12 protein-coding genes are annotated in these 12,253 nt (G+C 37.2%); 7 read left to right on the forward strand and 5 right to left on the reverse strand.

The window, feature by feature from the left end:
- Positions 1-108 precede the first annotated feature (108 nt).
- The 3 genes from FUA48_RS01075 to FUA48_RS01085 form a co-directional block, all read right to left on the reverse strand.
- Positions 109-459: a heavy-metal-associated domain-containing protein gene (locus tag FUA48_RS01075; RefSeq protein ID WP_147581714.1), complete on the reverse strand. Its 351-nt coding sequence runs from the start codon at positions 457-459 to the stop codon at positions 109-111.
- 38 nt (positions 460-497) lie between these two features.
- Complete coding sequence (locus FUA48_RS01080; protein ID WP_147581715.1) at positions 498-2,735, reverse strand: TonB-dependent receptor; 2,238 nt, start codon at positions 2,733-2,735, stop codon at positions 498-500.
- Positions 2,736-2,798: 63 nt separating this feature from the next.
- Entirely contained in the window at positions 2,799-3,221 is a 423-nt protein-coding gene (locus tag FUA48_RS01085) for an HYC_CC_PP family protein (protein WP_147581716.1), read from the reverse strand.
- A 146-nt stretch (positions 3,222-3,367) separates the two neighbouring features.
- Here FUA48_RS01085 and FUA48_RS01090 point away from each other — a divergent pair, with 146 nt between their 5' ends.
- From FUA48_RS01090 to FUA48_RS01100, 3 genes are all read left to right on the forward strand, one after another.
- Positions 3,368-3,823, forward strand: coding sequence for a GAF domain-containing protein (locus tag FUA48_RS01090; protein ID WP_147581717.1), 456 nt, complete (start codon positions 3,368-3,370; stop codon positions 3,821-3,823).
- A gap of 131 nt (positions 3,824-3,954) precedes the next feature.
- Positions 3,955-4,224 (forward strand): 30S ribosomal protein S15, encoded by a 270-nt coding sequence (gene rpsO, locus FUA48_RS01095; RefSeq protein ID WP_147581718.1) that lies wholly within the window; start codon positions 3,955-3,957, stop codon positions 4,222-4,224.
- Between the two features lie 148 nt (positions 4,225-4,372).
- Complete coding sequence (locus FUA48_RS01100; RefSeq protein WP_147581719.1) at positions 4,373-6,613, forward strand: polyribonucleotide nucleotidyltransferase; 2,241 nt, start codon at positions 4,373-4,375, stop codon at positions 6,611-6,613.
- Positions 6,614-7,039: 426 nt separating this feature from the next.
- On the opposite strand, the gene FUA48_RS01105 is transcribed toward FUA48_RS01100, so the two are convergent.
- Positions 7,040-7,759: a hypothetical protein gene (locus FUA48_RS01105; protein WP_147581720.1), complete on the reverse strand. Its 720-nt coding sequence runs from the start codon at positions 7,757-7,759 to the stop codon at positions 7,040-7,042.
- Positions 7,760-7,959: 200 nt separating this feature from the next.
- Here FUA48_RS01105 and FUA48_RS01110 point away from each other — a divergent pair, with 200 nt between their 5' ends.
- A complete protein-coding gene (locus FUA48_RS01110; RefSeq protein WP_147584934.1) occupies positions 7,960-8,097 on the forward strand; it encodes a DUF3817 domain-containing protein in 138 nt (45 codons plus the stop codon).
- Between the two features lie 312 nt (positions 8,098-8,409).
- A complete protein-coding gene (locus tag FUA48_RS01115) occupies positions 8,410-8,808 on the forward strand; it encodes a hypothetical protein (protein ID WP_147581721.1) in 399 nt (132 codons plus the stop codon).
- 176 nt (positions 8,809-8,984) lie between these two features.
- Here FUA48_RS01115 and FUA48_RS01120 read toward each other — a convergent pair whose 3' ends face one another.
- Positions 8,985-9,587 carry a CDP-alcohol phosphatidyltransferase family protein gene (locus FUA48_RS01120; protein WP_147581722.1) on the reverse strand — a complete coding sequence of 201 codons (603 nt, stop codon included), beginning with the start codon at positions 9,585-9,587 and terminating at the stop codon, positions 8,985-8,987.
- Between the two features lie 100 nt (positions 9,588-9,687).
- On the opposite strand from FUA48_RS01120, the gene FUA48_RS01125 reads away from it, so the two are divergent.
- A complete protein-coding gene (locus FUA48_RS01125; RefSeq protein WP_147581723.1) occupies positions 9,688-10,644 on the forward strand; it encodes a hypothetical protein in 957 nt (318 codons plus the stop codon).
- A gap of 71 nt (positions 10,645-10,715) precedes the next feature.
- Positions 10,716-12,248 carry a helicase HerA-like domain-containing protein gene (locus tag FUA48_RS01130; protein WP_147581724.1) on the forward strand — a complete coding sequence of 511 codons (1,533 nt, stop codon included), beginning with the start codon at positions 10,716-10,718 and terminating at the stop codon, positions 12,246-12,248.
- Positions 12,249-12,253 lie beyond the last annotated feature (5 nt).

The following is a 12,253-nucleotide window of genomic DNA, read 5'->3' on the forward strand; positions in this document are numbered from 1 at the left end:
TTTTTGGTTAAATAAGTTATCTGCAAATTACACAATGTTGCCGTATGCAACAATAAAAAGGAACCATTACAACAAAAAAAATCCCGAATTGCTTCGGGATTCTGTCATTTATAATCTTTCATACATACAGCACGTATGGAGCTTATTATAATCTTCTTCTGTAGCCTTAACCTTTTCGGTATCATGACCGGCCTGAGCTACTGCCTTACAAACGTCGTCTACTGAGCATTTGTTCTCGTCAATAATAAGATGAAGGTCCTGATGGTCTGCATGCCATTCTGCCGACTTAACACCTTTAACGCTAAATGCAGCCTTTTCTATACGCTTCTTGCACATATCACAATTACCGTTTACGGCAACTTCATATTTAGCATTTTTACTCTTTTTAACTTCTTTATCCTGTGCCTGTACTGCCATCCCGAAAAGGGTAACAAGCAATACCATGATTAGTTTTTTCATCTTTTTATTCTTTTGAATTTTAAATATATACAATTTTGTTATTTTATTTTAAATCGAAGCCCTGCATAATACATCTGCCCAAAAACAGGCGCATATACAATAGACGTATCAAAATACTGGCCAAAAGGATCGTCTGCCCCTATAATAGCTTTATTTTGCCTGTAATTACCTATATTCTCCCCTCCTACATACACCTCAAATACACTTGAAAAAGTTCTTGTTACCTGAGCGTTCATCAAAGAGAATGAAGGAGAATAATCTCCCATTTGATATTCTGCCGGGTTACTGCCTGTATAAGGTAAACGCTGTTTCCCCATCCAGTTGTATGTAAAGTCAAACTTCCATTGCTTACCACCTTCCACAATATGGGTCTCATAGGCTAAGTTGGCAAAAAACCTGTGCTTTGCCTGCAAAGGCTTATCCTCAGTACCTGAAAGGTAATCTGTTTTGATGTCGTAGTATTTATAAGCTGTACGTACATTAAAATGACGGGTTATCTCATAATTAAGTTCTACCTGAAGACTGTTGGCATAAGACTTTCCGTCAAGGTTATAAAACAGTACCTGCTGCGGACTTGCAAAAAGGTCTACAACCGCCTGGTTTTGAAAATCGGTTCTGTAGAAATCCACTACAAATTCGGCATTTCTGTTAAACAGCGAGAATCCCTGTACAAAGCTTGCACCATAGTTCCATGCAATTTCAGGATCAAGTCCGTAAATTTTACCGCCGCTATTTAAAATACTCATTACCCTCGAACTTCCAAACAAAGCCTGATTTTCTGCAAAAATATTAGCAGCTCGCTTACCACGACCAAAAGAAGCCCTTACGGTGGCCTTTTCCCACGGATTGTATTTAAGATGCATTCTTGGCGTAAGGAAAACACCTAAACGATTGTGAGCATCTATACGCCCTCCCGCCACAAGGCTAAAGTTTCGGGTATTATCATAAGTATATTCAAAAAATGCCCCCACGCTATTATCAATCCTGCTATAATCTATGGTATTTACAAACTCTCCGTAATTATCATAGGTAAAGTTAAGTCCCGTAGAAAACTTATTAAGAGTATTGCTTATAATAGAACTGAATATAAGGTTAGAATAGAAACTCTTTTGGTCGATATCATATTGGTTAAAACCAAAATAGGAATCCTGATTGTGCCAGTTAAAGGCGGTTTGTAAACCTATACTCTGGTATGGCATATCAGGGAATACATAGCCAAGTTTGGCAGAGATATCCAGCTTATCGGTATTAATTTCAGAGCCCCAGTGATTTGTAGTGAACTTATCAGTATCCGGATCAAAATCAATTTCTCCGGTTTGCTTTTCATCCCTCATGTAACGGAGATTGATAAAGCTAACCCATCCTGTTTCCGGATTATTATACTGCCAGCGGTTCATCACATTTATCTGCTTTGCCAGCGGATTGTCTAAAAAACCGTCATCATTCATGTCGTTTTTAGACACACGTGTATTACCATGAACAAAAAGGCTTGTACTCCATTTGTCCGATACCTTTTTATTAAAGTGGGTATTAAGTTCGAAGCGGCCACCCTGAGAACCGTAAGCATTTAAAAAGAAAGGAATATCCGTTGCAGGTTTTAAAAGCTCATAGTTTATCTGTCCCGATATACTCTCATAACCGTTTATAACCGGACCTGCACCCTTTGTTATCTGGATACTTTCTACCCACGTTCCCGGAATAAACGAAAGGCCATAAGCCTGGGATGCTCCCCTTACAGCAGGTATATTCTCTTCAGAAATCAATAGGTAAGGGCTTGTAAGTCCAAGCATTTTTATTTGCCTGTTACCCGTTAAGGCATCAGAGAAGTTAACATCTATAGAAGGGTTGGTTTCAAAGCTCTCGGCAATATTACAACAGGCAGCTTTTAAAAGCTCAGCAGACCCCATATTAACCACATTGGCTGCCTCGGCGTTAGATCTTTTAAGGCTTCTTCGGGTTTTATCAATAACTACATTATCAAGCTTATCCCCTCCTGAAAGCTTTAGGGAATGAGTTATAAATTTCGGAGAATCTACAGCAATAGTATCTGTAGTATAACCTATAAAGCTTATTACAAGCTTTTTATAATCGGGATCATAAGGAAGTTCAAAAGTACCGTCTGCCTGTGTAGACGCACCTATGGTTGTATTTAGCCAGTAAATACTCGCCCCGGGAAGCGGCTGCTTATTCTCATCGAGAACCTTACCGCTTAATTTGTCCTGTGCCTGTATAGTATAGGCACCTATCATTATTATGAAAAATAATATATAACGCATAAAAAAATTTTAATGTTAATAGCTGTCTGTTTCCCATAATGGAAATGAATAAAAACATTAAAATCAGGCGTATAAAATATATTGACAGTATAACTTAAAGAGCGGAGGCGCATTTGCCTCACAATAAAATGAAGTGTTTACCTCCTGTACAAGAGGTTCGTTATAAAAATACTGTATTGGCTGCCATTGTTCTGTAGCATAAAAAGCACCTAAATCAAGCTGAAGTGACTTTACAAGTATATTATCGCTTTTATCCTGAATTTTTACAAGGTCGTTCTTGCAGCATTTTTTTGCCGGTTCGGCTTTCATTGCACAACAGCCCTTATCCTGCTTTTTGGCCATGGCCTTGCAGGAGTCATCAACCTTATATGCTAAAGAAATTGAAGCAATCTCACCGTGGCAATAATGTACATTAAGGGCAAACCCCATGTTAGCAACTAACAGGAGTGATGCCAAAAGTATACTTATGTGCCTTTTAAAATTCATGATGCCACAAATTTATACATTTTATTTTTAGTGAATTAGTTTCTACACTACTAAAACACAAAATGTGGGAATTTTATATTTTTTAACACAAAAAAACATAAGTCAAAATGCTTTAATAGATAATTTTGTACAAAAGATTATACACTATGACATTTGAAGAATTAAAACCTAAGGTTATCGACATATTACATCATGACTATACATTAAGGGATGAAAAGCTGTTACAGGTTTGCCATCTTTTAAAAGACAATATAGATTATTACGACTGGGTTGGCTTTTACTTTAGAAACGGAGATAAGGAAGAACTTTTATTAGGGCCTTATGCCGGAGAACCTACCGACCATACAGTTATTCCTTTTGGAAAAGGTATATGCGGACAGGTAGCAGTATCTAACAAAAACTTTGTTGTGCCCGATGTAACTACACAGGACAATTATATTGCCTGCAGCATCACCGTAAAGTCGGAAGTGGTTGTACCTCTTTTTGTTGACGGTAAGAACATAGGCCAGATAGATATAGACTCTAACGTACTGGATGCTTTTAGCGAGTTGGATGAGCGTTTCCTCGAATTTGTAAACGAACAGGTAGCTAAACTTTTTTAAGTCATTAAGACTTAGCACACAAGCTACTTAGAAACTTCTACCACAAAGCCTTGCGGGTAAAAAATTATTGATTACCTTTGCAGCCAATCGGGAAAGGCCCGTTACATAAAAATTATTTAAACAATATTGGCATGTACTTGACTAAAGAAGTAAAAGAGCAAATCTTTACAAAACACGGCAAATCTGCTACTGACACTGGAACAGCTGAAGGACAGATCGCGTTATTTACATTTAGAATTAACCACTTAACTGAGCACTTAAAAAAGAATCGTCACGATTATAATACAGAGCGTTCACTAGTTAAGCTGGTAGGTAAAAGAAGAAGTCTTCTTGACTACCTTAAGAAAAAAGATATCAACAGATATCGTGAGATTATCAAAGAATTAAACATCAGAAAATAATCGAGATGAAAAGAGGTGCCTGCGCGCCTCTTTTTGTTTTACATATTTTGCATAAAAAAAGTTTTGGTTTTTCATTGGGTTTTAGACAACTACACACAACAACTACACAACTAAACAACACCCATTGTTTAATCAAAGAAATGGATTTATGATTCCAAACGTAACAAGAGAAATTATCGATCTGGGAGATGGAAGAAGCATCTCGATCGAAACAGGAAAACTTGCAAAACAGGCAGACGGCTCTGTAGTCGTACAAATGGGTAACGCCATGCTGCTTGCTACTGTGGTTTCCGCAAAGACTGCCGCTCCGGGCATCGACTTTTTACCACTTACGGTAGATTACCGTGAAAAATTTGCGGCCGCGGGCCGTTTTCCGGGCGGATTTTTTAAACGTGAAGCAAGACCAAGTGATGCAGAGGTATTAACCATGAGGTTAGTAGACCGTGTACTTCGTCCGCTTTTCCCTGATGATTACCATGCAGAAACGCAGGTAATGATCCAACTTATGTCTCACGACGAAAACGTAATGCCTGATGCACTTGCAGGTTTAGCAGCTTCTGCTGCACTTGCAGTTTCAGACGTACCATTCCACACACTTATTTCTGAAGTACGTGTTGCACGTGTCGATGGCAAATTCATCATTAACCCAAGCAAAGAGCAGTTAGCACAATCTGACATCGATATGATGATTGGCGCTTCAAGCGACTCTATCGCTATGGTTGAAGGTGAAATGAAAGAGATATCTGAAAAAGAAATGGTTGAGGCAATCAAATTCGCTCACGATGCCATTAAACTTCAGATTGCTGCTCAGGAAAAAATGAGAGCTGCGATAGGTAAAGAAATCAGAGAATATGAAGGTGAGGCTAATGATGCTGATATCGAGAAAAAAGTATACGACCTTTCATACGATAAGTATTTTGCTGTAGCTAAAGAAAGTTCTGCTAAGCATGAGCGTTCTGAGAAATTCTCAGTAATTAAAGAAGAAATCCTTGCTGCCTTTACAGAAGAGGAACTTGTTGAGCACGCTGACATGATTAGCAAATACATCTACAAGTCACAAAAAGAAGCCGTAAGAAACGTTATCCTTGATTTAGGACTACGCCTTGACGGAAGAAAAACAAACGAAATACGCCCTATTTGGTGTGAGGTTGATTATCTTCCTTCAGTTCACGGTTCTTCAATATTCACAAGAGGTGAAACTCAGGCACTGGCTACAGTTACCCTAGGTACATCTCGTGAAGCTAACGTTATAGACTTACCGTCTGAACAAGGTGAAGAAAGATTCTATCTTCACTACAACTTCCCTCCTTTCTCTACAGGTGAAGCTAAACCACTAAGAGGAACTTCAAGAAGAGAGGTTGGTCACGGTAACCTTGCACAACGTGCACTTAAAAACATGATTCCTGCCGAGAATCCATATACAGTACGTGTAGTATCTGAAGTATTAGAATCTAACGGTTCATCTTCTATGGCTACAGTATGTGCAGGTACTCTTGCGCTTATGGATGCAGGTGTACAGATTAAAAAACCGGTTTCAGGTATTGCAATGGGATTAATCTCAGACGACAAAACAGGAAGATGGGCTGTATTATCTGATATCCTTGGTGACGAAGATCACTTAGGTGATATGGACTTTAAAGTTACCGGTACTGCAGATGGTATTACTGCCTGCCAGATGGACATCAAGATTGAAGGCCTTAACTACGAAATCATGGAGCAGGCTCTTGAGCAGGCTCGCGAAGGCCGTCTACATATCCTTGGTAAACTTGTTGAAGTTATTGAGCAACCAAGAGAAACCGTTAAGAAACACGCTCCTAAAATCGTTAAGGTTACTATACCTGGTGCATTTATTGGTGCTCTTATCGGTCCTGGCGGAAAAGTTATTCAGGAACTTCAAAAAGCTACAGGAACAACTATCGTTATTAACGAGGTTGACGAGCAGGGTGAAGTTGAAATTCTTGGTACTGATCCAGACGGAATGCAGGCTGTACTTAACAAAATTGACTCTATCATATTCAAACCACAGGTTGGTGAAACATATGAAGTAAAAGTTGTTAAGATGCTTGACTTTGGTGCTGTAGTAGAATATACTCAGGCTCCGGGTAACGAAGTACTTCTACACGTATCTGAGCTTGCTTGGGAACGTACAGAAAACGTATCAGACGTTGTAAATATGGGTGACGTGTTTGAGGTGAAATACATCGGCATCGACCCTAAAACAAGAAAAGAGAAAGTTTCAAGAAAAGCTTTATTACCAAGACCTCCAAGAGATGAGAACCGTCCTCCAAGAGACGAAAACCGTCCACCGAGAGACAACAGAGGACCTCGACCTAACAGGGATAATAAAGGACCTAAAAATAATGATAACGGCGGTAATAAAGAAGCTTAATTTTCATATAAGGTTAATTCATAAAAACCCTGCTTTAAAGCAGGGTTTTTTATTTACTCTAGATTCGTTTAACACATATTTAATATCAAGAACTATAAACTTAAAAGTATAAACTACACTATTAAATCATTTTTTTCTACATCTTGACTTAAAAAGAATCCTAAGAATTAATAGCCTGAATTCATAAAAGACTACAATAAATATTCATTAAAGCTCATTAAAAAAACCTGGCTCAGTAAGGAACCAGGTTTAAATTATTTATAGTTTAAATTATTTATAACATAAATTACTTATTATTTAGCAAAGGCTAAAAAAACAAGAAAAGCAACACCTAACAAAACACAAAAAAAATCATTAAATGTTTTTTCAGACCAGTTTTTCATAATATTACTATTTAAATTATAGTATAAATATAATACTTTTTTTTTAATTACGAGGAGCAACAACAGAAAGATTTGCAGGCCCAGAAGATGTTATATTACACGACCCGCCACATGTTGAAGATTGGAATGAATAACTACATGTTGCACCCGATTGTACACATGACTGATAAGCAGCTAAACAACTATCTGAAGCCTGTGATTGCTTGTATGCACAATATGCTCCACCTATAACAATAGCTACTACCACAACCACACACGGAGGACAGCCTAGAGGGACTACTTCTGAAGAAGAATTAAAGCCTCCAGAACCTATCTCTCTCAAAACTTGATCAGCATCAACTAATCCATCTATTGCTACGTCATAAGTTTCACCATCAATTTCAGTAATAATATTTGTAGAATTAGAACCTAAATCTTGATTTAAAGTAACATACATATCCAGATTGTTACCATTTACACCTTTAACAACAAAGTTATTAGTATCAAGCTTATTTACTTCATTATAGTTTAAACCTCCTCTTGTATCCATAGCAAATCTGACTATCTGCCCATCAATACGCAAATAACCATACTGAATATAATCATAGTAATCTAAGAGACTAAATTGAAGGTTATTATTTTGAGAATTTTTAAATGTAAACTCAGTGCTGAATTTAACATTTTCTTCCTCTGTCACTCCATTTTGAGAACAAGAAGACAATAAAAGAATAAAGGCTAAAGGCCCTGTAAAAATTGATTTTCTAAAAAATGATAATACATTCATAAAATTAAAATTATAAATTAAGGATTTAAGGTGTGATCGATCACCGCAAATAAAAAGAAAAAGAAGAAAAAAAAAAAAATTTTTTCTTCAACAATTTAATAAATAAACAAGGAGCACCTCTTTATTTCTAAAAATCAAAGAATTAATACAGAATATTAAATCTTTGATTTTTAGAAATATAATTAAATGATTATTTATTTATTTTTAACACCATAAGTGTTGGTGTAGAACAAAAATGGGAGTTTAAAGTTACCACGTGGAAAGTGCTTCTTGCCTGTATAATTCCGTTTGGCACATTTTATATTGATAAAACGATCCTCAAAAAAATCGAATTATAACTTTTAAAAAAAGCCCTGCTAAATAGCAGGGCTTTACATTTTACATAGCCTAAAAATTAATATTTTAGCTTGTAAATATTTTCATCATGAAAAACATTATTTCTATTATCATAACACTTACCTTATTTTCATGCACATCAACAGAAAAAGACTGGAAAAGACTATATAGTACTAGAAAACCTTTTCATAGAAGGTGATTTTGATGGTGATGGCAATACTGATAAAATTATTCAAATAGTTACTGATGCTAATGGAAACACTATCTCCAAAATCCCTGCACATGAAGAGTGGGAAAAAACAGTAGAATATATTTTGAAAAACAACATCAACACAAAACTCTATCTAGAAAACAAAAGAACTGACACCTTGGAAATCGGTAATTCAATAGGCCTGTATTGCTTAATAAACATTGGCGACAATAATAAAGACCTAAAAGATGAAATAATATTTGTTACTGACTTACCCGATTACAGTAATCTAAATACGGCACGCATTTACACATTTTGCAATAACAAATGGACTCAGCTTAAAACTTTCCCCATCAATGAAAGCGTCTCATTTAACTGGGAAGGAGAAGTAAAACCAACCTTTAAAGATATACCTGGCTTTTTATCCATGCATAATAACAATTGGGTATACATAGAATATAATGACGATTACGTTTATAACCCTGAAAAAATGGAAAAACTTATAGTCCCAAAATGCCATTAAAGATTAAATAACCGTTACAAACAATCGGATTTTAGAGCCTCTATAGTAAACCCAATATGTACTTCCACGCTTATACTTTTAAACTGAGCCAATACATTACCCTAGCAAGAAAATAACAGGCATCGAGATAAAACAGGGAGTGTTGCCATAACCTGCATAGCAAAATAAGCATTATACTATCCGTTAAAAAGCCTGTTTCTTTTAATATCTTTCCCCTTCCTGATTTGCCATGCATGATAGCAACTGGGTACATCGTGCGTCCATTGCGGCAAAAACAGGATAATAAGATAAACATCCAAATGGGAAATTAAGGCAAAAGCTACAGCCAGGGTAAAAGTCCAGCCCGCGAAGCCGAAACCAATTATACCCACAAAAGCAATAAACAGTGTTATACCCCACAATTTTGAAAGAAAAGCATGGGTACAGGTCTCCTTCCCAAACTTTATGATACTGAATACATAAGTAAGCCCCTCCATAACAAATATCATAATTACGGCATATTTATTATGCTGTACAAGTACCGGATTAAGTACCCAGGCACACCATCCGGCAGAAAGCCAGAAAAGCAAATCGGTCTGACTATCCATTCTTCTCAATTTCTCGTTTGAGACACCTGTACTTCTCGCTATTATTCCGTCGAATATATCCGACAGTATCCCTAACAGCAACAAAACAACTATCGAAAGCCTGGCTTCATCTCCGTAGGCGTAAGCCAGCACAATCATTACTGGAGCAAGCAGAAACCGAAATCCGATTAATAAAAGTGGTACATTTTTCATAGTAAGCTGATTTAAAGTTCAAATCAAAACTATTGTGTATATTGCAATTAGGTTTGCAGTAATAAATTAAATATCAAATCTTTTTTGCGATTTTCACAAAATGAACAATCAGGAGAAGCTATTAAAAACCATACGGAAACAAAGTAAATCATCATCACTGATAGATGAAGTTGCCGGTATTTTAAACATCAGCTATGATGCCGCACACAGGAGGATATCCCAAAAGAGTAAATTTACCATAGAGGAAACCATAGCACTCTGCCATCACTACTCCCTTTCCATGGACTTGCTTTTTGGAGGTTCTGATAAGGTAATAGTTGAAAAGACTTCCGAAATAAAAACAATGGAAGACCTTACTGGTTATTTCCGGGAATCAGCGCAAAAACTCGAAGCTTACAAAAAACTCACTGACACCATAATGTACTATTCCGCAAAAGACATCCCTTTATTTCACACCATTAGCGGAACCGTGTTATCTAAATTCAAGTTATATGTATGGCTAAACCTTCTTAATGGCAAACAACACGAAAGTTTTGAAAACTTTACGGTAAACAGTTCGCTCCTTGAACACAGCAATAAACTCAACGAGGTATATAAAAGTGTTCAGGTAAATGAGATATGGAATGACACAACCATTAACAGCACCATACAACAGATATTTTATTTTTTTCAGTCAGGGCTGCTTTCCCTGTCCAGCGCAACATTGATATGTGAGGACCTGAAAGCCATACTTACTGAAGCCGAACAAAAATGTTCCAAAAACGATTCGGGCTATCATCTGTATTATAACGAGTTGTTATTACTAAATAATAATGTGCTTTTATCGTCTGTAAAACAAAAATCTCTTTTTGTACCTTATACCATGCTTGGGTATTTTATAACGGTAGATCCGGACACATGCCGTAATGCGGAAGAGTATTTCAGTCATCAGATAAGGAACTCGAAATCACTTAATCAGTCTGGCACAAGGGACAGGAAACTGTTCTTTAACCGTATGCATCAAAAAATAGATTTCTATCTGCAAAAAATGAACAGTGAACTGGATTTTAATTTCTAAGTTTATCAAACACTATTGCCAGATAAAAATTAATACCCGAAATTAGGATTCGCAAATACAAACTAATACCAATGGCAGATACAGCTCAATTTCTGGACACCATAATAAAAGGATATACTACTAAAGGAGACAAAATAACACTGGGTACAGCCATGCTTAACGGCGAGCCTGTAGAAGGTGCTTACGTTAACGTTCCGCTTAAAACCTTAAACAGGCATGGCCTGATTGCAGGCGCTACAGGTACGGGAAAAACAAAAACGCTGCAAATACTGGCAGAACACCTTTCAGACAACGGTATTCCGGTATTGATGATGGATATAAAAGGTGACCTTAGCGGTATTGCCAAGCCGGGCGAAGAAAAAAGTTTTATTACAGAGAGGCATGCTAAGATTGGCCTGCCTTACGAAGCCAAAGGCTTTCCTGTAGAGCTAATGGGCCTCTCTAAACAAGATGGTGTAAGGCTTCGCTCTACGGTATCAGAATTTGGCCCGGTATTATTCTCAAGGGTATTAGACCTTAACGATACACAAACAGGCATTATGAGCGTAATATTTAAATATTGCGACGATAACAACATGCCTCTGCTGGACCTTAAGGATATAAAAAAAGTACTACAGTACATTACCGATGAAGGTAAGGATGAAATAGAAAGAGAATACGGCAGGATATCTACCTCCTCTACAGGAGCTATGCTGCGCAGGATAATAGAACTGGAACAGCAGGATGCCAACCTGTTTTTTGGCGAACTCTCTTTTGAGATAGACGACCTTATGCGTATTAACGACGAGGGCAAAGGCTATGTAAACATTATGAGGCTTACTGATATTCAGGACAAGCCAAAACTCTTCTCTACCTTTATGCTGTCTTTACTGGCTGAAATATACAACCAGATGCCGGAAAAAGGAGATGCCGACAGGCCCGAACTGGTTATCTTTATAGATGAGGCACACCTTATTTTTGATGAGGCAAGCAAAACATTGTTAGACCAGATTGAAACTATAGTAAAACTGATACGCTCTAAAGGAGTAGGCCTGTTTTTTGTAACTCAAAACCCTACCGATGTACCAAACGGTGTATTGAGTCAGTTAGGTTTAAAAGTACAGCATGCACTACGCGCCTTTACCGCTACCGACCGTAAAGCCATAAAACTAACGGCAGAAAACTATCCTATATCTGAATTCTATAAAACTGATGAAGTAATTACCCAACTGGGTACCGGTGAAGCTTTGATTACCGCACTGAATGAAAAAGGTATTCCTACCCCGCTTGCAGCAACCATGCTTCGTGCTCCTATGAGCCGTATGGATATTTTAACCGAACCAGAAATAAGCGAAATAAACAACAGCTCCAGGCTGGTTAAAAAATATGCACAGGAAATAGACCGTGAAAGCGCCTGTGAGATACTTACCAAAAAGATTGAGGGAATAACTGCACAGCAACAGCAGGAAGCGGAACGCAAAGCCGAAGAAAAAACCGATAGCAAAAAAACTACAACACGCACATCATCTACAGGAAGCACTATTGAAAAACAGATTATAAAAACGGTTACCAGCGCTACTTTTATAAGAGGTGTTTTTGGGGTATTGAATAAGATGTTTAAGTAGAGTTT

It is taken from the genome of Flavobacterium alkalisoli (assembly GCF_008000935.1).
Lineage (GTDB): Bacteria > Bacteroidota > Bacteroidia > Flavobacteriales > Flavobacteriaceae > Flavobacterium > Flavobacterium alkalisoli.